The organism is Pantoea sp., from assembly GCF_039594315.1.
In the GTDB taxonomy this organism is placed as follows: domain Bacteria; phylum Pseudomonadota; class Gammaproteobacteria; order Enterobacterales; family Enterobacteriaceae; genus Pantoea.
In genome coordinates, this window is sequence record NZ_JBCNNP010000035.1 from 19,949 (window position 1) to 43,102 (window position 23,154).

At 49.7% G+C, this 23,154-nt stretch carries 20 protein-coding genes, 1 tRNA gene and 1 pseudogene; 8 read left to right on the forward strand and 14 right to left on the reverse strand.

Annotated features, from left to right (window positions below):
- The first annotated feature begins 47 nt into the window (after window positions 1–47).
- Window positions 48–124 (forward strand) — tRNA-Pro (locus ABDW13_RS17070).
- A gap of 639 nt (window positions 125–763) precedes the next feature.
- Here ABDW13_RS17070 and ABDW13_RS17075 read toward each other — a convergent pair.
- The 6 genes from ABDW13_RS17075 to ABDW13_RS17100 all read right to left on the reverse strand — a co-directional run bounded on the left by ABDW13_RS17075 (window position 764) and on the right by ABDW13_RS17100 (window position 3,056).
- The gene (locus ABDW13_RS17075) at window positions 764–1,225 is read right to left on the reverse strand and encodes a hypothetical protein (RefSeq protein ID WP_343553753.1); all 462 of its coding nucleotides are present in this window, start codon (window positions 1,223–1,225) and stop codon (window positions 764–766) included.
- Between the two features lie 19 nt (window positions 1,226–1,244).
- The gene (locus ABDW13_RS17080) at window positions 1,245–1,682 is read right to left on the reverse strand and encodes a hypothetical protein (RefSeq protein ID WP_343553754.1); all 438 of its coding nucleotides are present in this window, start codon (window positions 1,680–1,682) and stop codon (window positions 1,245–1,247) included.
- Between the two features lie 10 nt (window positions 1,683–1,692).
- Window positions 1,693–1,866: a hypothetical protein gene (locus tag ABDW13_RS17085; RefSeq protein WP_343553755.1), complete on the reverse strand. Its 174-nt coding sequence runs from the start codon at window positions 1,864–1,866 to the stop codon at window positions 1,693–1,695.
- Between the two features lie 39 nt (window positions 1,867–1,905).
- The gene (locus tag ABDW13_RS17090) at window positions 1,906–2,112 is read right to left on the reverse strand and encodes a hypothetical protein (protein WP_343553757.1); all 207 of its coding nucleotides are present in this window, start codon (window positions 2,110–2,112) and stop codon (window positions 1,906–1,908) included.
- Window positions 2,113–2,248: 136 nt separating this feature from the next.
- A complete protein-coding gene (locus ABDW13_RS17095; protein ID WP_343553759.1) occupies window positions 2,249–2,896 on the reverse strand; it encodes a helix-turn-helix domain-containing protein in 648 nt (215 codons plus the stop codon).
- Between the two features lie 37 nt (window positions 2,897–2,933).
- Window positions 2,934–3,056 (reverse strand): hypothetical protein, encoded by a 123-nt coding sequence (locus ABDW13_RS17100; protein WP_343553760.1) that lies wholly within the window; start codon window positions 3,054–3,056, stop codon window positions 2,934–2,936.
- 1,368 nt (window positions 3,057–4,424) lie between these two features.
- Here ABDW13_RS17100 and ABDW13_RS17105 point away from each other — a divergent pair.
- Window positions 4,425–5,102: a hypothetical protein gene (locus ABDW13_RS17105; protein ID WP_343553761.1), complete on the forward strand. Its 678-nt coding sequence runs from the start codon at window positions 4,425–4,427 to the stop codon at window positions 5,100–5,102.
- A gap of 34 nt (window positions 5,103–5,136) precedes the next feature.
- Here the strand turns inward: ABDW13_RS17105 and ABDW13_RS17110 are convergent, their stop codons facing one another.
- Complete coding sequence (locus tag ABDW13_RS17110) at window positions 5,137–6,099, reverse strand: site-specific integrase (RefSeq protein WP_343553763.1); 963 nt, start codon at window positions 6,097–6,099, stop codon at window positions 5,137–5,139.
- Between the two features lie 396 nt (window positions 6,100–6,495).
- Between ABDW13_RS17110 and ABDW13_RS17115 the strand changes: the two genes are divergently transcribed.
- Window positions 6,496–6,699, forward strand: coding sequence for a hypothetical protein (locus ABDW13_RS17115; RefSeq protein ID WP_343553764.1), 204 nt, complete (start codon window positions 6,496–6,498; stop codon window positions 6,697–6,699).
- Between the two features lie 77 nt (window positions 6,700–6,776).
- Window positions 6,777–7,502, forward strand: a complete 726-nt coding sequence (locus ABDW13_RS17120; RefSeq protein WP_343553765.1) for a 4'-phosphopantetheinyl transferase superfamily protein — start codon at window positions 6,777–6,779, stop codon at window positions 7,500–7,502.
- A 153-nt stretch (window positions 7,503–7,655) separates the two neighbouring features.
- Here the strand turns inward: ABDW13_RS17120 and ABDW13_RS17125 are convergent, their stop codons facing one another.
- From ABDW13_RS17125 to apbE, 3 genes are all read right to left on the reverse strand, one after another.
- Window positions 7,656–9,308 carry a multidrug ABC transporter permease/ATP-binding protein gene (locus ABDW13_RS17125; protein ID WP_343553766.1) on the reverse strand — a complete coding sequence of 551 codons (1,653 nt, stop codon included), beginning with the start codon at window positions 9,306–9,308 and terminating at the stop codon, window positions 7,656–7,658.
- 84 nt (window positions 9,309–9,392) lie between these two features.
- The gene (alkB, locus tag ABDW13_RS17130; protein WP_343553767.1) at window positions 9,393–10,034 is read right to left on the reverse strand and encodes a DNA oxidative demethylase AlkB; all 642 of its coding nucleotides are present in this window, start codon (window positions 10,032–10,034) and stop codon (window positions 9,393–9,395) included.
- A gap of 11 nt (window positions 10,035–10,045) precedes the next feature.
- Entirely contained in the window at window positions 10,046–11,083 is a 1,038-nt protein-coding gene (gene apbE, locus ABDW13_RS17135; RefSeq protein WP_343553769.1) for an FAD:protein FMN transferase ApbE, read from the reverse strand.
- Between the two features lie 412 nt (window positions 11,084–11,495).
- Here apbE and ABDW13_RS17140 point away from each other — a divergent pair, with 412 nt between their 5' ends.
- Complete coding sequence (locus ABDW13_RS17140) at window positions 11,496–11,657, forward strand: hypothetical protein (protein ID WP_343553770.1); 162 nt, start codon at window positions 11,496–11,498, stop codon at window positions 11,655–11,657.
- Between the two features lie 119 nt (window positions 11,658–11,776).
- On the opposite strand, the gene ompC is transcribed toward ABDW13_RS17140, so the two are convergent.
- The 4 genes from ompC to ABDW13_RS17160 all read right to left on the reverse strand — a co-directional run bounded on the left by ompC (window position 11,777) and on the right by ABDW13_RS17160 (window position 18,644).
- Window positions 11,777–12,886, reverse strand: a complete 1,110-nt coding sequence (gene ompC, locus ABDW13_RS17145; protein WP_343553771.1) for a porin OmpC — start codon at window positions 12,884–12,886, stop codon at window positions 11,777–11,779.
- A gap of 597 nt (window positions 12,887–13,483) precedes the next feature.
- A complete protein-coding gene (locus ABDW13_RS17150; RefSeq protein ID WP_343553773.1) occupies window positions 13,484–14,653 on the reverse strand; it encodes an HlyD family efflux transporter periplasmic adaptor subunit in 1,170 nt (389 codons plus the stop codon).
- Complete coding sequence (locus tag ABDW13_RS17155; RefSeq protein WP_343553775.1) at window positions 14,650–16,782, reverse strand: type I secretion system permease/ATPase; 2,133 nt, start codon at window positions 16,780–16,782, stop codon at window positions 14,650–14,652. Before ABDW13_RS17155 ends, ABDW13_RS17150 begins: the two co-directional genes overlap by 4 nt.
- 68 nt (window positions 16,783–16,850) lie before the next feature.
- A complete protein-coding gene (locus ABDW13_RS17160; protein WP_343553777.1) occupies window positions 16,851–18,644 on the reverse strand; it encodes an Ig-like domain-containing protein in 1,794 nt (597 codons plus the stop codon).
- Between the two features lie 561 nt (window positions 18,645–19,205).
- On the opposite strand from ABDW13_RS17160, the gene ABDW13_RS17165 reads away from it, so the two are divergent.
- The 3 genes and pseudogenes from ABDW13_RS17165 to ABDW13_RS17175 form a co-directional block, all read left to right on the forward strand.
- The gene (locus ABDW13_RS17165) at window positions 19,206–20,360 is read left to right on the forward strand and encodes an MFS transporter (RefSeq protein WP_343553779.1); all 1,155 of its coding nucleotides are present in this window, start codon (window positions 19,206–19,208) and stop codon (window positions 20,358–20,360) included.
- Window positions 20,361–20,383: 23 nt separating this feature from the next.
- A complete protein-coding gene (gene rcsD, locus ABDW13_RS17170; protein WP_343553780.1) occupies window positions 20,384–23,053 on the forward strand; it encodes a phosphotransferase RcsD in 2,670 nt (889 codons plus the stop codon).
- A 1-nt stretch (window position 23,054) separates the two neighbouring features.
- Window positions 23,055–23,154: pseudogene (locus ABDW13_RS17175) on the forward strand (DNA-binding response regulator); the annotation flags it as partial.

Sequence of the window (23,154 nt, forward strand, 5' to 3'; positions counted from 1 at the left end):
GCTTATATTGCAATCGTACGCGGAAACAGTAATATTCTTTGCACGTTCGGCACGTAGCGCAGCCTGGTAGCGCACGGTCATGGGGTGTCCGGGGTCGGAGGTTCAAATCCTCTCGTGCCGACCAAAATACTCCAATAGGTCAAGGGGTTAATCGAAAGGTTAGCCCCTTTACTCTATGTGCTTTTTTGCACATGTGCAATCCCCTACTGCACACTCTCCTTTGTCTATATTCCTCCCCATGACAGTAAGTAATCTCGCTGTGCTCGATTCCACCGCTACAGCAACAGTAGTTGCTTTCGCTGCTGCTACCAGGCTGCGCTACGTGCCTATCCTGTTTAACGCATTTCATGCACACCATGACGCAATACACATTACGCAGTGTGAACGCAGACAGTTAACTCTATGATTAATTTATCTATATCCCTGTCTATCTAAGACACTTATCAGATGAGCAAGGTATAAATTTATGTTCTTCTATTGGCAAAAAGAATGTTGGTTTGTGTTCTGGGAGGGAAATGCTCAGGGGTGACAAGGGGGTGTACCGGGGGCTTCCAACCATACGAATTGCACCTCGTAATTTTCTAGCAGAAATTTGGTGTACTCAGGGGGAGATATGCAGGTAAAAGAAGATGCCCCGCTGAGGGGGCATACAATATGCAACACATAGCTAACCACTCAATGCGTGATATGCGGGTATGCATCGGGGCTGTGTGAGGATGGGTATAGGGAAATAGCTAGAGGGGTTAAAGCCACTACTGATTTTCTAATAGAAATTCTCATCTGATGCCCACACCAAACGATCTTCAAACTCTTCGTGAAAGCAAAACGGGCATGGAATTACAAATCCATCTAAATGTGGGATGAGAGCGTCCCTACGAAACAGGAAAGGTGTTCCACAATCTCCGCACTTAACGTTCTTGTTGCGCTCCCTGAGACGCTCTAGCTTTTCATGTGAGGATTGAGCTAACCCAACATCAATCGTATTACGTAGATAGCGTGAATCATTGAATACACCAGCAACAGATTGAACAGGAAATCCTTCAAGCTTCACATCTCTTACGCGATAGAGCGCATTACGCTTTTCAATAACAAGCCCTTTATAGGCAAACGTCATTGCCCCTTCATGTGAGTTCCAGCCCTTCCAGCTAGTTTGCTCTTCTTCTGAATAGCGGGAGTGCTTAACTGTTCCCTTGAAATGTGTATTAACTTGGTAGCCCGGCTTCATCTCATGCCCTTCATGTTAATCAGCGTTTGTTCTGGAAGAACTCAATAGCGGCTTGAGTGCTGCGCATTGGCCCTTGAGACTTAGAGCGTTCAATCATGCGTTGTTTAAACGCTTCCTGTGCATCAGCTACGCGCTTTTCAGAGGCGTATTCTTCTTGCATCTGTGGAGGAATCCATACATTAGGAGCTACCTGAGAGCGTAGTTGCCGCATGTATTCAGCTCGCTCTTTATCTGTGCGGAGTTTCATGGCAGAACCAGTAGCGCTATGCTGTGCTGCTTTTTGCTGCTCTAAGTAACGTAATACAGCCTCTCCTGATTCCTCAGCGTTATACCCTTGAGCCATTAACTGTTCAATCATTTGCTCAATGTTATTAGCCGCTGGTAGTTCTGAGATCTCAGGGCCGTTAGCAGGAGATGGGAATAATACAGATGATTCATTTTCGAATAACTTAGTCATAATTATTTCCTTATGAATTGATGTTAGCTGGCTTAGGAGTACGACGATATTTGCTACCCTTTATGTTTTCAGCCCAGCTAAAAGGAGAGCGGAAACTATCTTCAACAAGTTCCATCCAATATGCTGCATGACGTGCACGTTCAGCGTTAAATGCCTCACGGGCTGCTTTAGAATACTTAACCATGTTATTGCCTCTTTATATTTTTAGTTATTGGCGCAATGCTTACAGTGTTTTCAGTTCTAAACGTTTGAGGGTTTTCTTTACGGAGTCAATTGTCCACGGCGTGCCCCAACGGCTAAACACCCCACGACTATTTAGTGCGTTAGCTAATGCTGTATAGCCATATCCATATTCAATCAGTTCTTCCATTACTGGCTTCACCTTCTCATCGAAGATGGCAGTTTTATTTTTACGGAGTTCTTCGTACATATTTATCTCTTTATTTTTATTGTTATGAATGGCCCTACATCATTAGATGACAAACGAGAATGATTAATTTAATTGAGAACGACATTAACAATAATGCCATCCATAGCGGGATGTTCCTCATTAGTACACTTCACTATCACCAGTCAATTTCTTCTGGCTGCTCTTTTATTTTATTCTTAGGAGTTCTTTCCCCTGTCCATTCACATACTTCACATTCTTCTTGAGACATATCACCAGACTTCGCAGAATGTTCTATAACAGGCTCCACGTTGTAATCCAAAGGAATGTCTACACTTTTTGTTTTAACACTATCCAGAGGCTCCTCCCTCGCTTTGGTGAATGCCTTCACGGCTGGCGAAGCATCTTCATGTATAACTCCCATCTTACAGAGAACATATAAGACAGCCTCTATAGTTTTGGCGCTGAACGTGCGCGCAATAACCTTTATTCTATTAACAGAATCGGCAGCGTTACCCGCTAAGCGTACAACCTCATATGGGGGAGTTACAGAATATAAATTAGAGTTATCGTACCTGCGTTGAGCAGCAATCAAAAGCGCATCTTGTAACCATTTGAGAGATCGCTTAACTGTACGCTCTGATATTCCAAGCTCACGTGATAGGGTTGAAATATTGGGGAATACTTTCCCTGCGTTCTCCTGTAATGATAGCAAGTAGAAGTAAACGGCTTTATCAGCAGGTGAGAAGGCTTCGTGCTTACCTTTAACTTGCATAGAGGTAATGCGCTGGACGTCTGAATAATGCTTAGTAAAAGTGTCTGTCATGTATGTGTCTCCAGAGATATGAGATAGATATATATAGTTATTTGTTGCTGATAAAGTCAGTAAGCACCAGAATAATTAATCGTTTAACGCTCACTTGCTTTTCGTTTGCTTTGTTAACAAGAGCATCGTAAAGATCCTTTCCTATTTTTAATGTCAGCATATTTAGATTCCTCAATAGATACCTAGTGCCAATATGGCCTTAGGGTAGTGCCAAAATGGCCCACTATTAGATTAGTTATTAGATTAAAAAACATATATACATATAAGCGTGCAGCTTCGCTGCGGTAGAATAACTTTTAATTAATAGTGGCAGATGTACATGCACAGCGAAGCTGCACATGTCGGGAGAGTCAACAGAATGCCTACGGCGTTACGCAGAGAACTCTACTCGGCTAGATAGCTAGCCTCATATTCGTTCAAATTTGTAGGAGCTGAGTGAAGCCGCTTACGGCTGAGCTAGCTTTCTGCGTTCTGTTAGCCTGCCCGGCGAGGGCGTTAGCTTTTATCTTTTTTATTTCCCTACTTATATACAATCCTATTACATAGTTTTGGTGTCATAATTACCTCATAGGAGCATCATAAAAATAATGTCTCCCTTAGTAATATCTATTTTTTAAGAAAAAGTGTCAGAAATAATCCACAAGAAACACTAACTAACTGATGAATAACAAAATAAATTTGAGTGTGTATTGATGCACTAGAGCGTGCCTGTAGCGAGGAACGAGCAAAGGCGTTAATGTGCGCACACAATTAATGATAGCATTAGTCGACAGTCGTAAATAACCGGTGTATCTTACAGGCCGGGTTAGTATCACCTAATATTATGTAATCTAAACCTGAGCACCTTACCTCACCAGCCTGATTAACCGTAAGTAAATGGGCTGTGACTACACAACACATGACTAGTACGACAGCAACGTACCACTTAGCCAAAATAACTTTAGCCAATTCCTTCATTGCATACTCCCGCTCTACATTAATTATTGAAACCCATTCCTCACAGCGTACCCCCTCCTTAAAACGCTGTGTACAGCACTAGGAGAAGAGTTTAAACACAAGTCAAGGGAATGCATTGGCGATTTAGATAACTCACCAAAACGCTTCTGAGAGCGTTTAAATCAGCTTATGAAAATTAATTTAATTTCTCCACATCCTACTACAACTAGTAGTTTTTTCTCCACTGAGATTTATCCTATGATGCCAGCATACCCTTGCTTGCCTCATTCTGGAGATTTCTATGGACAAGAGATATCAGGTATTTGTTAGTTCTACGTTTACTGACTTGAAAGATGAAAGAAGTAGTGTTATTCAAACATTAATGGAAATGGATTGCATACCTGCTGGAATGGAATTATTTCCAGCCATAGATGAATAGCAATGGGAGTTTATTAAAAAGGTTATTGATGACTGCGATTACTATCTTCTCATCATAGGTGGCAGATATGGCACTGTTGCCAATGACGGTCTTAGTTATACTGAAAAAGAATTTGACTATGCTATATCTAAAGGTTTACGCGTTGTCGTTCTTGTGCATGAAGATCCTGAAACTCTCCCTTTAGCCAAATCAGAGCGCAGTGATATCACCCGAGAAAAGTTAACTAAATTTATCGAGAAAGCATCTACAGGCAGATTACGCAAAACATGGTCAACAGCTAAGGACATTCCCGGCTTAGTTGCTTTGAGTATGAGTAAGACAATAAAAACTTATCCTGCCATAGGTTGGATTCGAGCTGATAAAAATAGTAACGAAGAAGACCTTCGTAAATTAATAAATTTACAAAATGAAAATGAAAAACTTAGAAAAGAAAATGAGAGCATGAATGCATCCAGCATTGTTATCCCTTTAAACACTGCAAGCTTGGATACGATTTTTACAATCAATTACAAACAGTATACAGGTAGCATTATGGCTAGAGGTACTCCAAGAAGAGGAACAATAAAAAAATCCTTTGCAGATATATTCGCATACACATCACCTCTAATATATAAAACAGCGGATGAATCATCTATGAAAAGAAAAATGAATGAATTTCTACATTCTATTTGCGGTGGTGACTCGTCGAACACTTACATCTCAGATGATGATTTCCAAACTATATCATTACAGTTTGTAGCACTAAAGTTGATAGAAATATCTGGTGAATCTTGGAGTTTGACAACAGATGGGATAAATATGATGATGAATTTAAAATTAGTTAGAAATTAAATAAAACTGGGGGGTTATTCCCCCCAAATAATATTTACCCCATCAAATCAGCCACGCTACTTGCCTTAATGTGGCTGTATCTGGCTAACATACTAATGCTCTTATGCCCTGAGATGCATTGAAGCTGTATTGTATTTAGCCCCTTCTCAGCGTATCTGGTGATGGCTGTATGCCTTAAAGAGTGAAAACACACCCCATACACATGACTTAGCCTTGCAGCCCTTCTAAATGCCTGGGTAACAGCATAGGGAGAGAGTGTAAATAATCTGCTATTGGCATCACGCCCATCACATAATTCACGCAATAAGGTTAACGCGTTAGATGAAAGAGGCACATCACGCCCTTCTCCGTTCTTTGTTTGTTCATCAGAAAGATGGATAACGCGTTTATTAAAATCCACCATCGAGGGTGTGATTGCTAATAGCTCATTCCGGCGCATAGCTGTCTCCCATGCAAGCATGATGATAGCTTTAGACTTATCACTGGCACGCTCAAGAATCATTTTATACTCGTTCTCTTCAACGATCTTACTTCTAGGCTTACCAGCGTTGGGGAGTTTTACTGGCTTAACCACATCATTACATTCAACTCCTTTCTCACTGCCAGCCCATCTTAAAAAGCGAGATAACAATTGCATTTCTAAGCGTACAGTTGAGCCACTCACCTCTTTAATGCGAGCTTGTCTATACGCAACAGCATCTTCACTTGTTAAAGACTCAAGCGCTTTACCATTTAAAATTCTACCAACAGTGTTTAGTTTGAATTTAGCTGCTTCATATCCCCCTCTTTGCTTGCCATTTCTGGTCATCACTTCTTCCAGATAGATAGCCTTGAGGGATTCAATTGTATTGGCCTCTTTCTTTATATTTAACTCTTGCTCTTTTGCCCACTGTTCAACCTCTTCTCTAGTCAAACGCGTAGCGGTTTTAGTTGGATGTCCCTTCACTCTAACTTGTGCATTCCATTTCCCCGATGGGAGCTGTCTAAATGTAGCCATGTGTATTAATACCTATGTGCAACATGACCTATCTTATTGAGTATGCTAACTATTCCATGCCTTTATAGGTCATGGGGTGTCCGGGGTCGGAGGTTCAAATCCTCTCGTGCCGACCAAACTCCTACGAAGAAGCAGCCTTTATGGCTGCTTTTTTATTGCCTATCATCCCACCGCCAAATGCCTCATTCCGATACTCAGCCAATAGTTATAATCAGATTAATGCTAACCCCACTCCCATTCCCGGCTTAAAATCAGTAAGTTACAGAAAGCAATCCAAACCCACCACGATCACATTTTCAGATAAAAATGACATCCATTCATCAAACTGAAACAAAATTGTCACAGAATTCTCTTACTCTATCTTCTCCGTTTTTTCCTTTTACGATGGAAACCGTTATGGTCATCAAAGCAAAAAACCTGCAGGACGCGGAAGAACTGCTGCACTCGGGTATCAACAAAGTGGAACTGGCTTACGATATCGGCAGTGACGACTTCTTCCGTCTGGCCACACGCTGGTGCGATCGGGGCGCTCGCATCACCAAAGGCAATCAGCACTTCGTGGTGCAGATTAAAGGTATGTCGATTCCCCCGAACCGCTAAAAGTGAGTGAGCCCCTTTGGCTTGCTCTCCATCCGGCTGACTGGTAAAACAACGTTTTCCGTCAGCCGTGATTTTTTATGTTTCCCTGCCAAACACCACTTGCTCTGCCCTCTTCTCCCTTCATCCGTGCTGCTGGCATTACGCTGGATTCGTTGCCGATCGCCTGGTGTAAGTTCGACCAAAATCAGTGGCACGCTGAGTTGCATCAACATTGGCAAATGCCGTTGTCGCTCGCGCTGCAAAGCGCAGTGACCAAACGCAAAGCCGAGCATTTGGCGAGCCGCTGGCTGGCGCAGCAAAGGATGGCGCAACTCGGTTTACCTGATTTCGTCCTGCGTAACGCGCCGGATCGTTCACCTTTGTGGCCCGCTGGCATTCAGGGTTCGCTTTCGCATTCACGCGATTGTGTGGTGTTGGTTGCGACAACCGAATCGCTGTGTGTCGGCGTGGATGTCGAACAGATGATGAGCGAGGAAACCGCGCTAGAAACCGCCGAACTGTTGATGAGCGCCGCCGAAAAGCAATGTCTGCACCATCAGCCATTGACCTTCGCGCATGCGGCTACCTTGCTGTTTTCCTTGAAAGAGAGTGTGTATAAAGCGCTGTGGCCGCAACTGCATCAGCCGATGGATTTTGTTCAGGCGGAAATAGTGGATTTGGATCTCAATCAAGGCCGCGCGCAATTGCGGTTAAAGCAGGATTTTGGGAAAGGTTTTGATCAGCAAACGCGGTTACAGGCGCAGTTTTGGCTGACTGAGACGCGCGTGGTGACATTGCTAACGCATCCTTTGCCTGGACAATAAAAAACCGGCCCAGAAACTAACCTGAGCCGGAGACAATAATAGACGACATAGTGTTCCAGGGACGCAGAAACGAGGATTTCTGCTAACAGCGACTTTAGCGGCTATCCAACCTCTTGCCCAATAAAGCTTTTTGCTAAGCTTTGCCAGCTAACATCAATGGCCGGTATCGGTGCGTTGCACCGCATCCAGCGTCGCCATTTCACGTTCGTTGCCGGTCAGTTCACTCAGTTGGCCTTCGCGCATCTCCAACAAACGATCGGCGTGAATAAAGTAGTGATCGTCGTGACTGATAGCGAACACAGTTTTACCCGATTGCTGTAACCACGGCAGCAGTTCGCGATAGAAGATACGGCGGAAATGTGGGTCCTGATCGGCGGCCCATTCATCAAGGAGCAAAATATCGCGCTCTTCCGCCGCCGCCAGCAACAGCGCCAAGCGCTTGCTCTGCCCTTTCGACAGTTGCAGATTCAGCACTTTGTTGCCTTCCAGCTTGAGCTTATCCTGCATTTTCAGGCGTTCCAGCCATTGCTGCACCAGCGCCGGATTGGCCGGTTTGCCTTGATCGCTAATCAAGCGATCAAACAGATGAACGTCAGTAAATACTGCCGAGAAATGTTTGCGATAGGCATCGAGATTGTGCCAATCCACCACGTTGCCATCCAGCAGTAAGCTGCCAGACTGCGGTTGATACAGACCAGTGAGCAACATCGCTAAGGTTGATTTACCGCTGCCGTTGCCGCCAATCAGGAACACCAATTCGCCGCGCCGCAGGGTTAAATTGATCGGTCCGACCTGGAATCCGTGTTCGCCATAGTGGAAACAGACATCACGCAGCTCCAGCGTTTGCCAGTCGCTGACTTTCGGCAACGCTTTAAATTCCGGGTTGTAAGGCGCTAATTCAAAGGTGTTGAGTTTGCGGAATGCCACTTGCGCACTCAGCAAGGTGGGCAATGCGCCGACCGCCGCCAGCAGCGGCGTACGCAGAAACAGCAGCGTCAGTGAATAGGTCGCCGCCACCGCGGTATTCGCCCAGCCAAGGCCATTCGCCATAAAGAACACGATACCAATCGCACCTAACATCATGATATTCGACCAGTTTACCGCGCTGAGGTGGAAGGTATCGGCGCGCACAATGTGATGGCGATAACTTTTGGCATTTTCCTGGTACACGCTGTCGTAGATCAGCTGCGCACGCTCGCGGTTCAATTGCAGCTCTTTGCGCCCTTCAATAATGGTCTGGAAGTCGCGATAGAGATCGTCTTCAACCTCACGTAGTTTCGCCATGTGCTGATAGACGCGAGACACCAGCAGCCAGCCGCCGACTAAGGTTACCACCAGCCACAAACTGGTGATCAGCAGCATTTTCGGTGACAGCCAGGCCAGATATAGCGCCGACCCGACGGTGATAATGATGCCTTGAATCAGCTCGGGCAAACGCACGAAGGCGATGGTGATGGCACGCACATCGCTGGTGAGACCGGCCAACAACTGCGCATTGCCGATTTGTTCGATGCGTTCGACGCGGGTGTCGAGGATGCGCTTGATAAACTCGCCGCGCAGACGCCAGACAAAGTGATGGCCGAGCATGGTCAGCGCTAGCTGTGAACCGAGCGTTACCGCCATCAACAAGAATAACTGGCCGAGGAAGTTCGGCAGCACGGAAATCGAGGTGTTGACCGCGACGATCAGCTCATTATTGATATAGGCAATCAGGCCGATGCCAAGCACCGCGCTTAGCAAAGTGAGAAGAATGACACCAATAAAAGGCCAGCGGTACTGGCGGTAAACGACATGCAGCAAAGCCATCAAAAGATTCCAGCGGTCAAGAAAGCAGCCTGCAGTTTAATGTCGTCGCGGTTGATAGCAAGAATAATTCTCATCCGCCGCCAGCTAAAATGCGCGGCGGAAAGTCAGGTTATAACGAAATGCGCCAGCCTGCGGATGAGTGCCCGCTTTAAGCGGCAGAATGCCGTGATACCGCAGGCGCGAAGGTCCGCCCCACACCACGATATCGCCGTGTTCCAGTAACACACGTTGTGTTGCATCGCCGCGTTCGAAACCACCAAACTGAAACACCGCGGGTAATCCCAATGACACCGAAACAATCGGCTGGCGCAGATCTTTCTCATCTTTGTCCTGATGCAAGGTCAGTTTGGCGCCGGGTTCGTAGCGGTTAATCAAACAAGCATCGGGATTGAAACCGGCAAATCCCGCTTCACGCGCGCAGCTCTGCGCCAGCTCGCGAAACAGCGCAGGCATCGGCGGCCAGTGATGTCCGCTGCTCGCATCCTGTTCAGTGTATTGATAACCGCGCGAATCGGTTGACCAGCCAAAATCGCCGCAGTTGGTCATCGCCACCGACATGCGATGCCCGCCAGGCGTGATGCGGTGAGCAAAGGGATTCAAGCCAGAGATTTCGTGAATCGCCGCCAGCAGCGCATCGCCCTGATCGCGCGCGCGACGTCGCAAGATCACCGCGCCATCCGCCAGCGGTTCCTGCCACGGTGCTTCGTCGCTAAATAAATCCAACATCTGCGCCTCCTTTACTGTGATTGCTGATCGATCAGGAAAGATTTGAATTGCGGTGACATCCAATGCGTGAAGCCATCGCCCTGTTTGCTGATCAAATAGACCGCCAGATGCTCCTTCAGCGCCAGCGCTTGGGCCCGCTCGCTGCCGAGCACCATCAAGCCGGTATCCCAGCCGTCGGCTTCCAATGCAGTGGTGGCAATCACGGTGGCGGAAACCAACTTGTGTTCGATTGGCCTGCCGGTTGCCGGATCGATAACGTGCGAAATGCGTTTGCCGTCCAGTTCATAATAGTTGCGATAACTACCGGATGTGCTGATGCCGTGACCTTGCAAATCAACGCGCGCTTCAACCGCATTTTCCCGATCGGTAGGTTTCTGGATCGCCACGCGCCACGGTTGCTGGCTGGCATTCAGGCCACGACTGAGCACCGCGCCGCCCACTGAAACCAGGTAATTGGTGATGCCTTGCTGCTCCATCAAGCGTGCCAGATGGTCGGTGGCGTAGCCTTCACCCATGGTCGAGAGATCAACGTATAAACCGGGTAAATCTTTTTGCAGCCATTGACCATCAACGCCCTGAATCACACGTAGATGCTGTAGACCGGTCAAGGCTTTGGCGGCGGCGATCTCAGCATCTGTTGGCGTGTGCGCTGGCTGCTTGGTTGGGCCGAAGCCCCACAAATTGACTAATGGACCAACGGTGATATCCATCGCACCATCTGTTTTCTTACCGATACGCAGCGCCATAGTGACAATATCTGCCATGTCAGCGCTGACCGGCTGCGGCGCACTGCCCTGATATTGATTGAAATGCGACAATACCGAATCATTTTTCCATGTCGATAGTTCGCCGTCATCTCGATCTAATTGCTGCTGAATCAGCTGCTGCAATTCGGCTTTGTGCTGCGGGTCAACGCCCGCCAGACTTACGCGCCACACGGTGCCCATGGTTTTACCTTCCAGCACCAGCACTTGCTTAACATCATTTTTGTCGCAGCCGCTCAAACCCAAAGCAATTAAGCCAATCAGCAGAATATTCTGAAAACGCATCACTTCCTCATATGTAACTTAGTGCTTCAGCCGATGACAAAGCATAACTCGCTTGTAAAAGCGTCTAAAGCTGCTTGAAGTTGGTTAAGCACTGACACAGCATAGAACGTTCCTGCAACGTCATAGCGAGTTATAACTACAGGAGCAAAAGATGGATTATGTCATTCTTGTCGTAAGCGCTGGGCTGTTTATCTATGGCGGCATCAAATGCTGGCAGAACTATCGCCACCGTCCGATACAACAGTACCCTGCACGTCGACGTTAAATTTTTGCACCAGAAGAACATCATCCTGCACCGCTTCAGCGCTGGCGCAGTGTAGCAAAAACACGCCAGGTCGCGTGGCGCTGAGAGCGCTGTTGTGGCATGAATTCTGCATCGTTGAGGGGGAGTTGAACTTCAGCGAGGTGCAGAATGGAAAAGAGTAAAACCCAAAACAACAAATGGCAGCACTGGTTGAGTTTCTCGGCGTTTACGTTGGCAGGTGTGGCGATGGAGGGGGCTTTGTTTAACAATGCGAATGCGCCAATGACGCAACCCGCGCCAAAAGCAAAAAAATGGCGTTCTGTGCAGTGAAATGAACAGTTAATTCACCACGCAACGTCTAAGCAAGCGCGATTTATCGCGCTTTTTGCGTTTTTATGGCCTGGGATAAAACGGGAGCGCGGCTGGCAAGCCACGCTCCATCATCACAATTAGAACTGGTAAACCAAGCCCAGCGCTACGACGTCATCGGTGTTGATACCGGCTGCGTCGGTGAAGTTGTTGTCATCCAGCAGGTTGATTTGGTAATCAACATAGGTAGACATATTTTTGTTGAAGTAGTAGGTCGCGCCCACATCAACATATTTCTTCAGGTTCTGGCTGCCGTAACCTTCGATATCGGAGCCGCGAGAAGAAACGAAGGCCAGAGACGGACGCAGGCCAAAGTCGAACTGATACTGTGCCACCAATTCCCAGTTATCTGCGGTGTTCGCATAACCATAAGCGGCTGCATCGCTAGCACCGAAGCGCGTGGCGTTGTAAGAACGGGTGTACATTGCAGCCAGGTACACGTTGTTGGCGTCATATTTCAGACCACCGGTGTACGCTTCGGCTTTGTCACCGCGACCGAGGATGCCCGGCGCGTTGCCGTTCTGGTTGTTGGTACGGTCAGACTGGAACATTGCTGCACCGATACCGAAGCCAGAACCCAGATCATAAGTGGTGCTCAGACCATAACCGTCACCGTTCTCGCCCAGTACATCACGACCGGAAGAAGATTCGGTTGGGTTATCGTTTTTACCTTGATACTGCACCGCGAAGTTCCAACCATCGACCAGCCCGAAGAAGTTGGTGTTACGGTAGGTCGCCAGACCATTGCTACGCTGGAACATGAAGTTGTCCGCACCGTAAGTATCGCCGCCGAACTCAGGCAGGACGTCAGTCCATGCGCCGATGTCGTACAGCACGCCGTAGTTACGGCCGTAATCGAATGAGCCAGCATCGCCAAATTTCAGACCAGCAAAACCAACACGGGTAAAGCTGTTGGCAGTGCCTTGGCTTTCAGCAGTGTTAAGAGCGGCCTGATATTCCCACTGGCCGTAACCGGTCAGTTGGTCAGCGATCTGAGTTTCACCTTTGAAACCGAAACGCAGGTAAGACTGGTCACCGTCTGAACCAGAATTATCTGAGAAATAGTGCAGACCATCGACTTTACCGTAAAGGTCTAATTTGTTGCCATCTTTGTTATAAATTTCTGCTGCGCTTGCTGATCCTGCTACCAGCAATGCAGGGATCATCAGGGAGAGAACGCGACGATTCATTTTATTACCCTCTTTAATGTGCCTTTATTTATGCCACTGCAAACTGAACGATTAAAAATTCAGCCGGCAAGCCATTGTTATTTTATGTTGGGCAATAATCTATCACGAAAATGCTACTAAATTTCCAAAACTGTTTCATTGTATTTAATAGTTATTTCAGGATGTAAATTTCGGGGAACTAATAACCAGCACAGATCGATAAAAAATATCGCACTTATTGACAACATAAAAATAAATCATTTAAAAACAACTAATTACATTAATTTCTTTTTCGCACTGAATGACAAAACCTGTTGGCGCTCTGAGCATACAATTACTCCCGCTATCATCATTTATTTCATTATTACCTTCATTCACCCCGAATGAGTTGTTTTACCCTAATTCCCGCCGGACATGATTGTCCGGCATTTTTTTGCCTATCATTCCGCTAAGCCAATCTATATTCCGTAAAGTTAATTGCATGGGTTAAATTAACCCAAAATGAGTAGCGCATTATTTGCTGCTTTTCGCACATTTTGTTCAATCATTAGCCGTAATTCAATATTGTTAATTTCCACCTGCAACAAAGATCGCTGGAATATTGCCCGGTTCGTATTATTATCGTTCGCGCAGAGATTCTTTAGCTTTATTCAGTGGCTTAAGCAAATAATCCATGACGGTTTTCTGACCAGTTTTTATTTCAACATTGGCCACCATGCCGGGAATAATGGCGAACTTGCGCCCCGCGCTATTAATCAGCTGCGCTTTTTGCGTGCGAATATAGATGCGATAGTAGAATTCGTCGTGTTTAAACTCATCTTGCAGCGTATCTGGTGATACCGTTTCGACCTCGCCGTTCAGTTCCCCATAGATGGAAGCATCGTAAGCGGTGATTTTGACGCGCGCTGGCAAACCCGGACGAATGTAGCCAATATCGCGTGGATTGATGCGTGTCTCAATACGCAACTGATCCTCCAGCGGCACAATTTCCATCAGCTTGCCACCGGGTTCCAGCACGCCGCCCACCGTACTGACGCGAATGTCTTTCACGATGCCGCGCACCGGCGAGATCAGCGTGGTACGCGATAGCAAATCCTGCTTGCCCGCTGCCACCTGCAATTGTGCGTCCAGCTCGCCGTTGTTCTTAACCTGCTCTTCATGCGCACGCACGTAATAGTCATTGCGCGCTTCATCGATTTTGCCGCGTAAATCGCTGACTTGGCGACGCAAGCGGATCACGTCAACCTTGCCCGCCGCACCACGCAACATCAATGGTTCCGTTAAATTGAGTTCGGCCTGCACCAAATCCAGCGACTGCTGCAAATGACTGACCATATTGATAAAGTTTTGCCGCCGTGCTTGATACAGCTGGGTTTCACGCGCCACCAGCTCGGGATATGGCAGGATATCAGCGCTGAAGATCAGTGGCCGATCGTTGAGTTCGGCCTGAAGCCGTTCCGCTGAAGCACGCAACGTGCGCACGCGTGCAATGGCTTCACCAAAGTTAGATTGAAACCGCGTCGGATCGAGGGTCGCCAGCACTTGCCCACGTTGCACAATCTGCCCTTCCTGCACATCAATCTGTTTAACAATGCCGCCATCCAGACTCTCGATCATCTGCGCGCGGCTGGAAGGCGTAACTTTGCCCATGCCGATGGTCACTTCATCCAGCACGGCAAAATGCGCCCACAGCAGGAACAGCAACAGCGCAATTACGCACAACCAAATAATTCCAGAGGTGCAGCGCTCACGTTGGCGCAAATCCTTATCCAGCATCACCACGCTCATGCGGCATCTCCTTTTTTGCTGGCGGCATGACGCAGAATCTCATCGCGCGCGCCATCCGCCACGATGCGACCGTTATCCATCACCACAATGCGATCCACCATGCGCAGCAATGCAGGACGATGGGTGACCAGCACCAAAGTGCGTCCGGTCATCCAGCTTGCCAGTTGGCGAATCACCTGCGCTTCCAGTTGTTCATCCATCGCCGCCGTGGGTTCATCAAGCAGTACCACTTGCGGCTGACGCAGAATCAAGCGGCTGAGCAATATCATTTGTCGCTGGCCGCCCGACAAACCGCGGCCGCCTTCATGAATAATGCGATCAAGGCTGGCGGCGTCCTCCTGCACCAGCGCCAACGCACCGCTAATGTGCAGTGCTTGCAGCATCTGTTGTTCACTGGCATGCGGATTGCCCAACAGCAGATTTTGCCGCAGCGTGCCGAAGAACAGCCGCGAATCTTGCGACAGCCAGCCCACCTGGCGTCGCAAATCGACCGGATCGATGCAGGTGATATCCACGCCATCGACCAACACTTTGCCGTGACTGGGACGTGCCTGACCGGCCAGCATTTTCAGCAACGTTGATTTACCTGCGCCGACTTTGCCGAGAATCGCCACTCGTTCACCCGGTGTAATTTGCCATTGCGCGATGTTGAGCACGCTGCTGGCGCTCTCTTCTTGATAGCGGTAATGCACGTTTTGAAGTTGATAATGTCCGTTGAGCTGCGGGCAGTGCGCCAGCGTGGCATGATCAGGCTGATCGAGCGGCTTTTTCAGCAACGCATCCAGGCCTTTCATCGCCGATTTGGCATGCTGCCAGCGCGAAAATACCATGGTGAGCTGCATCAACGGCGCGATAGTGCGCGATGAAAGCAGGCTGCACGCCACCAGCGTGCCGGTGGTGATCTGATTATCGAGCACCAAATAGACGCCAAACACCAACATGCCTGCGTAGGTCAGTTGCTGCACGCTGGCCGACCAGCCGGTGAGCCGCGCGCCCCACAGACGTTGTTGATTGCTGATTGACGCGCTGACTTCGTGCGTTTGCTCCCATTGGCGCTGAAAATAGGGCTCCGCTTGCAGCGCTTTGATGTCTTCCACGCCTTCAAGGGTTTCCACCAATACCGCCTGGCGCAGCGCACTCTCACGCAATCCTTCCTGCGCCAGCCGCGCCATCGGAATCTGCACCAGTAAACCAGGAATCACGATCAGCGGAATCGCCAACAGAGGGATCAATACCAGCCAGCCGCCAATCGAACTCATGATCAGCAGAAACAGCACAACAAAAGGCAGATCGGCCGCGGCGTTAAGCGTGGTTGAAGTCAACAGCTCGCGTACTTGATCGATTTCACGCAGCTGAGCGATAAACGAGCCGGTAGAACGCGGGCGTGCTTCATTGCGTATGTTCATCGCGCGCGCGAACAACATGGCGGAGATTTTCAGATCGATGCGTTTGCCCATCAGGTCGGCGACTTGGGTGCGCATCAGACGAATCAGATATTCAATCGCTGCTGCCAGCAGCACACCGCTAAATAGCACCCACAAGGTGGGCTGCGATTGAGCCGGAATCACACGATCGTAAACCTGCATGGAAAACAGAATGCCTGCCAGCGCCAATACGTTGCCGACCAGCGACGCGAGGCTGATTTCGGCGATGCGGCGCTGCATGCCGCGAAAGTGATGCCAGAACCAATGCGGCTGGTAGGGTTGAACAAATTCGTCGATACGTGCATCTCGCGTGCGCGCCGCCACGCCGATGACGCCGACATCGCTATGTGCCTCTGCCAGCAGATCATTTAGCTGGCCGCTGCGCAGCACATCGCCACTTTCACTCCGCCAATATCGCGTACCGCCTGCGTTATCCACCTCTTCAATGAGCGCGATGCTGCCATCATTCATCAACAGCAGCACCGGCACGATCTCCTGCCGCCAACGCAGTGTGTCATGCGCCACCAGCAGCAATTGCAGCCCCAGCAGCCCGGCCAAACGTTGCAGTTGCTGTGTCGGCGGCAGATGTTGAAACCAACGCATTTGCTGGCGCAGCGTATCGCCGTCGGCGGGTTTACCAAAATGCGCCGCCACGCGCAGCAGCGCCGCGATGCCGTTTTCGCTGTTAAACGGTTGTGTCGTCATCCCTGTTTTCCCGTAGAAATGATATGCAAGGCAACCGCTAGCATTAATGCTAGCGGTTGGTAGGCGGATTAAACCAATGGGTGCACAGCGGGAAGCTGTTGCAGATGATCGGCAAGCGTGAAGCTGTTATCGCTGGTGCTGAGTGCGTTTTCACCACTGCGGCTGGCAGCAACGTCATTGAATGATTCCATGTGGCGCGCATCGCTGTCGCCACGCGTAACGTTTAACTCGCTGCTCGCTTGCACGCTGGGTTCATGGCTATCGATGGTGACTGGCTGCGTCGCTGTGGCCACATTGCCAGCTTTGTCTTGCGCAGTAACTTTCATCTGATAGCTGCCATCATCGAGCGGCGCGAGTTGACCGGCGAGAATCGTCAGCGCCCAATGGCCGTCAGCCTTCACGCTGGCGCTGTAACTCTGATCGCCAAGCGTCAACGTCACCACGCTTCCCTGCTCCAGATGGCTGGTGCTGCCTTCAATCAGGTGCCAGCTGTTCACTTCGCGGGCATCGAGAATCCCATCGCCGAAGGGTTTGTTTAAGGTGATGGTCGGCAATTGATGGGTTGCCACGTTGAATAAGTTCTCAATCAGTTGCGTATCATGATTGCCGTATTCGTCCCAGCGCGCTACCAGCGCTGAAACTTCGCCATCCGGCAGCGCCTGCAAATCCTCAGTGCCAAGGGTTATCGTGCCGTTAACCGGCGTGTAGGTTTTGCCGTTGATCGTCAGCTGCTTCACGCCCTCCACATAGAAACTGAGATCATGCTGCGCTTCCTGATGATTCAGCGTTGTATCACCACCAATATCAATTTCGTAATAGATGTCTGGCAATTTGGTGACCACATTCAGCTCCAGCAAGCTGTCGGTGCTGTTGCCTGCGCCATCCAGCGCATACACGCGCACTTCGCCCAGCGAGATAAAGCTCGCCACCTCTGCCGCCGGAATGGTGACCTGCCAATGACCATCGCTGGCGATCTGCGCGTGATAAACCGCATCACCGCTGCATAGCAACAGTTGCTGGCCGGGCACCACCACGGAAAGAGCACCACTGAAGGTGAGATCCTGTTGGCTCTCTTCTTTATTGATGACGTTATCGGCAGTTACGTTGTCAAAACTGATGTGCGGCAAACTGCTGACGTGGGTAATTAACGTGACATCTTGTTGATGCGTGGTGGTTTTGCCGTTGGGATCGGTGGCGCTGACTTTCAGGCTGTAGACGCCATCCTGCAGCGCCTGTAAATCCTGCGCCGGAACATTGGCAATCCATGTACCTTTGTCATCCACGCCAGCGGTGTATTTTTTTCCGGCCAGCGACAAGGTGACATGGCTGTTAACGGGCATATGCGTCGCGCTGCCGTGCACCTCCATGCCGTAAATGCCTTCGGCGACGCTGATGGCGTTGTCGCCGCTGATCGCTTCCAGCGTCAATGTCGGTTTAATGGTTTTATCAACATACACACCGAATCCCACTTGGGTATCGGTGCTATTGCCGGCTTTGTCGGTGATAGTGAGCGTCAAGCTATAGGCACCGTCAGCCAATCCATGCAGCACCGAAGGCGGCATGGAAGCATTCCAGTAACCCCATTTATTCACCGTGCTGTGCCAACTTTCGCCATTAAAACTCAAGGTGACGGTAGCGCCCGGTTCAGATTCCGCACGGCCACGAAGGTGAATGTTTCGGCCCGCTTCCCATGCGGCAATCACACCATCCTGAGCGATCGGTTCATAGGGGCGCAACGCGGCAGGTGGCGTGATATCAACACTGCGGGTTTGCAGACTGGCGGAAACATCCTCCACCGGATAAAGATTGACGGCTGATTGCAGAATTGCCGTTAATTGTTGTGCGGATTGACGTGAAGACATAGGTAACCTCGTTACAGGGTCCACTTGCAGCAGTCATTATGCTTATTAATGATTTAAGCGGACTGATGCGCCATACAGGCCGATAAATAACGGCCCGTTTCGCCTGATGAAAACGGGTTACCTGCAGGTAACAAGGATTGAATTAAGTCACAGCAAAAGAACTCCCAATCGGGAGAAATTACGACGATCTCGCTTTATTCCGCATCGGGAGCCGATGGGATGACTAACATAGCGGTTTTGATGGGTGGCTGCCTACTGGCGAAAATCCGGAAATCTGCGCTTTGCGACAGCGCCAATATATTGGCGTGCAAGCCCCATCAGCCGCGGCATGTCACATCAGTATACTGCAACAATCGCGGCAGGAAATTTTAGTTAAGTCACTCCAGTTTTGGTTGGCACATGCCAGGAAAGTTCTGGAAAAATTTAGCGCCTGGTAAAAGATCGGTAATATGCCTGTTTGCTGTGTTACACGGAGGTAATCAGATCTTATCTGATGCGCGGTGTGACGCCCGCTTTAATGCTAAACTTCGACGCTTCAACAGCTAATGAAAAATAATAGTTATGACAGCACTGGACGCCGCACAGCACAATAAATTGCATCACCGAGTCAACCTTGGGACCCGCATCGTATTCCTCATCGCCGGTTTAGGTATGTCCGCATGGGCACCGCTGGTGCCGTTTGCCAGTCAACGTTTAGCGCTCAGCGGCGCGTCGCTCGGCGGCCTGCTGCTGTGTCTCGGTATTGGATCGCTGGCGGCAATGCCGGTAACCGGCGGTTTGATCGCCCGTTTTGGCGGCCGTAATGTGATGTTGTGCTCCACCTTAATCGTGCTGGCCGTATTGCCGTTACTGGCAACACTTGACGTGATGTGGTTAATGGCAGCTAGCTTGATGATTTTCGGCGCTGGCCTCGGCACGCTAGACGTGGCAATGAACGTACAAGCAGTTGAAGTCGAAAAAGCCGCGCGTAAACCGATGATGTCGGGTTTCCACGGTTTCTTTAGTCTTGGCGGGATTATTGGTGCCGGTTCGGTCAGCTTGCTGTTGGGTAGCGGATTGACGCCGTTGCAGGCGGTTGCTGTGGTGATGGTATTGATTGTGCTGTTATTGCTGTGGAGCTTGCCAACCTTAATGACCGAGCGCCTGCATCAACCCGATCAGCCGTGGTTAGTGATTCCACGTGGCTGGGTGGCCTTTCTCGGTCTGCTGTGTTTTATCCTGTTTCTCGCTGAAGGCGCGGTGCTTGATTGGGGCGCGCTGCTATTACTGCAAAGTCCATCAATGAGTGCAGCCCATGCCGGTTTAGGCTATGCGGTGTTCTCGGTGGCGATGACCATTGGTCGTTTAACCGGCGATAAAGTGATTCAGCGTTTTGGCCGTTATCCGGTGATGTTAACCGGCGCGCTAGCCGCCGCAGCGGGCATGACATTGGCGGTTCTGCTGCCGTGGCCGCAAGTGGCGTTACTGGCGTTCCTGCTGGTCGGTTTTGGTCTCGCGAATACAGTGCCGATGTTGTTCAATGCTGCCGGGAATCAACACGATATGCCTTCAAATCTGGCGATTTCGGCCATGACAACATTGGGCTATGCAGGTATTCTTTCAGGTCCGGCTTTAATCGGATTAATTTCCCAATGGATCAGCCTGAGTGGCGCATTTTTACTGATCGCTCTGCTACTGCTGGTCGTTGCTGCCAGCGCCCGACGGGTTGCGCGCTAATTCCATGATCCTGAGACTCTATGCTGCCTTATAAATTTCCGCTGACATCCGGCAACGTAACGCGCTTTTTCGTGGTGTTTAGCCTTGTGCTATTTCTGGCGCTGGGCGCGATGGTGCATAACAGCGTCAACGCATGGCTCACCGAGAAGCGCTACGCGATGACCGATTTGGCGCGCGCGATGCAAAAGCGTATCGACGCATCGCGTTTCGCTACCTGGCAGATTTATGAAAACCTCGCCACCAGCGCGGCGGGATCGACGCCAAATAGCAATCTTCAGGAAACTCGCCTGCGCCCGGATGTCTATTATCTGGAAAAAACCCGCCGCAAAACCGAAGCACTGATCTTTGGTTCACATGACAGCAGCACGCTGGATATGACCATGCGCATGTCGAACTATCTCGATACATTGTGGGGCGCGGAAAATCCAACCTGGTCGATGTACTTCCTGAATGGCCAGGACAACAGCCTGATTATGATCTCTACCCTGCCGCTGAAAGACATGGCGACACGCTTTAAAGAGAGTGCGATTAACACGCTGGTTGATAGCCGCCGCGCCGAGATGTTGCAGCAGGCCAATGCGCTGGATGAACGTGAAAGTTTCTCGCCGCTGCGCCATTTTGCCTGGCAGAACGATCACTACTTTACGCTGCGCACCACCTTTAATCAGCCGGGCCATTTAGCCACCGTGGTGGCATTTGATCTGCCGGTTAATGACTTGATTCCGCGCAACATGCCGCTGGAAAACTTCCAGTTGCGTCAGGACGTCACCCAAACCGCCAGTTCCGCAACCACCACCAACACCGACGATGCCAGCAGCGAGAGCACGCATGTATCGCTGGTGAATCCTAATCTGGAAATTGCCGCGTCACTGCCAAGCACCTCACTGCAACTGGTTTATCGCGTGCCGCTGACCAGTCTGGCGCTGGACACGCTGCATAACCTGATGTGGCCTTTGCTGATCAATCTGGTTCTTTTATTGTTGTCGATTGCCGGCATCACGCTGCTGCGTCAGCAATCGCTGCGTCCTAACGAGAACCAGAGCGCCGAACTCGATTCGCTGCGCATGCTGAATGAAGAGATTGTCGCCAGCCTGCCGGTCGGTTTGCTGGTGTACGACTTCGCTACCAACCGTACTTTGCTGAGCAACAAGATTGCTGAACATCTGTTGCCGCACCTGAATTTACAGAAAATCATCAATATGTCCGATCAGCATCAGGGCGTATTGCAGGCGACGATCAATAACGAAGTGTACGAAATTCGCCACGCGCGCAGCGTGTTATCGCCGCATACGCAGCTGTTTATGATGCGCGATCAGGACCGCGAATTATTGGTGAATAAGAAGTTGCAAAAAGCGCAGCAAGTGCTGGATCGCAACCACCAAATGCGTCAGCAGCTAATGCACAACCTCGGCCACGCCTTGAATCGTCCTTTGCAAAGTATGGTGACGCAGTTGGTGCAACTGAGTCAGCGTGATGATGACGAAAGCGTGCTCGACCTGCTGGACGAGAGCCAGGGCTTGGCGCGTTTGGTGGATGACATCGTGCTACTTAATCGCCTTGAAGCACATGATTGGTCGCCGGATGCCAGCGTATTTAATTTGCAAGATATGCTGGATGAAATCGCATTGGAAAGCCTGCCGCTGATGCGTCGTAAAGGCTTGGCGTTGGTGGTGAACAATCACTTAGCTAACGACGAAATGCGCTTTGGCGATCGTCGTGCACTGCGCAAAGTGCTGACCACCTTGATGCACTATTCCCTCACCACCACGCGCTGGGGCAAGATCACGCTGGAGATCAAAACCAGCGAAGAGAAGCCGAATCAAGTGCTGCTGCAACTGGTCGATACCGGTTCAGGCTTAAGCGTGGATGAGCTGGCGAATGTCGATTTCCCTTATCTCGGCGAAACCACTCAGGATCGCTTCGGGCAGGCTTCCGGCATGGCGTTCTTCCTGTGCAAGCAGTTGTGTAAGCAGATGGGCGGCCAGTTAGAGATCATTGCCAAGCCCGATATTGGCACGCGCTACAACATTCAACTGCCGCTGGCGTTAGAACAGCAAGGCGAGCAGGAAGAGAAGTTGCTGGAAGGCGTCACCGCATTAGTGGATATCGCGGTGGAAGATGTGCACAAAATTGTTTGTCGCCACCTCGAAAATTGGGGTGCGAAATGCCTGACCTCAGACGAACGTTTGACCGGTCAGGATCATGATGTGTTGGTAACAGATGATCCGGCTCGCCTTACGGGCTGGGCGCTGTTGCTGGCCGGTGACGAAATGGGTCACCACGCGTTGAACGATCAGCAATTCCGGGTCAATTTCAATCTCAGCAATGCGCTGCTTGATGCACTGCTGGCCCTGATTGAAAAGCAACTTTCCCATGATTTGTTAGAAGAGAGCAACGAAGATGAAGAAGCCACGCCGCTAATGAGCGGAGGCTATTTCCAGCTGTTTACCGAGACAGTACCGCCAGATGTGAAGAGACTGTATACTGAGGCGGCGGAAAAGGATTACCCTTCGCTTGCTCAGACAGCACATCGCCTGAAAGGCGTGTTTGCCATGCTCAATCTGGGGTCAGGTAAACTGCTTTGTGAAGCGTTAGAACAACACATTAAAGTATGTGACGATTTAACCATTAAAAATACCACCAGTGAAATTGACGCTTACGTCAGTAAACTGCTGCAGCAAGGTAACCAATAAGATGAATAACTTGAACGTAATTATTGCCGATGACCATCCGATCGTTCTGTTCGGTATCCGTAAGTCACTGGAACAGATTGAATGGGTTAACGTTGTAGGTG

Excerpts from the sequence above, each read along its gene's own strand:
- ABDW13_RS17075 (WP_343553753.1), bottom strand. The coding sequence starts at position 1,225 with ATGAAGCCGGGCTACCAAGTTAATACACATTTCAAGGGAACAGTTAAG.
- ABDW13_RS17080 (WP_343553754.1), bottom strand. The coding sequence starts at position 1,682 with ATGACTAAGTTATTCGAAAATGAATCATCTGTATTATTCCCATCTCCT.
- ABDW13_RS17085 (WP_343553755.1), bottom strand. The coding sequence starts at position 1,866 with ATGGTTAAGTATTCTAAAGCAGCCCGTGAGGCATTTAACGCTGAACGT.
- ABDW13_RS17090 (WP_343553757.1), bottom strand. The coding sequence starts at position 2,112 with ATGTACGAAGAACTCCGTAAAAATAAAACTGCCATCTTCGATGAGAAG.
- ABDW13_RS17095 (WP_343553759.1), bottom strand. The coding sequence starts at position 2,896 with ATGACAGACACTTTTACTAAGCATTATTCAGACGTCCAGCGCATTACC.
- ABDW13_RS17100 (WP_343553760.1), bottom strand. The coding sequence starts at position 3,056 with ATGCTGACATTAAAAATAGGAAAGGATCTTTACGATGCTCTTGTTAAC.
- ABDW13_RS17110 (WP_343553763.1), bottom strand. The coding sequence starts at position 6,099 with ATGGCTACATTTAGACAGCTCCCATCGGGGAAATGGAATGCACAAGTT.
- ABDW13_RS17115 (WP_343553764.1), top strand. The coding sequence starts at position 6,496 with ATGGTCATCAAAGCAAAAAACCTGCAGGACGCGGAAGAACTGCTGCAC.
- ABDW13_RS17120 (WP_343553765.1), top strand. The coding sequence starts at position 6,777 with ATGTTTCCCTGCCAAACACCACTTGCTCTGCCCTCTTCTCCCTTCATC.
- ABDW13_RS17125 (WP_343553766.1), bottom strand. The coding sequence starts at position 9,308 with ATGGCTTTGCTGCATGTCGTTTACCGCCAGTACCGCTGGCCTTTTATT.
- alkB (WP_343553767.1), bottom strand. The coding sequence starts at position 10,034 with ATGTTGGATTTATTTAGCGACGAAGCACCGTGGCAGGAACCGCTGGCG.
- apbE (WP_343553769.1), bottom strand. The coding sequence starts at position 11,083 with ATGCGTTTTCAGAATATTCTGCTGATTGGCTTAATTGCTTTGGGTTTG.
- ABDW13_RS17140 (WP_343553770.1), top strand. The coding sequence starts at position 11,496 with ATGGAAAAGAGTAAAACCCAAAACAACAAATGGCAGCACTGGTTGAGT.
- ompC (WP_343553771.1), bottom strand. The coding sequence starts at position 12,886 with ATGAATCGTCGCGTTCTCTCCCTGATGATCCCTGCATTGCTGGTAGCA.
- ABDW13_RS17150 (WP_343553773.1), bottom strand. The coding sequence starts at position 14,653 with ATGAGCGTGGTGATGCTGGATAAGGATTTGCGCCAACGTGAGCGCTGC.
- ABDW13_RS17155 (WP_343553775.1), bottom strand. The coding sequence starts at position 16,782 with ATGACGACACAACCGTTTAACAGCGAAAACGGCATCGCGGCGCTGCTG.
- ABDW13_RS17160 (WP_343553777.1), bottom strand. The coding sequence starts at position 18,644 with ATGTCTTCACGTCAATCCGCACAACAATTAACGGCAATTCTGCAATCA.
- ABDW13_RS17165 (WP_343553779.1), top strand. The coding sequence starts at position 19,206 with ATGACAGCACTGGACGCCGCACAGCACAATAAATTGCATCACCGAGTC.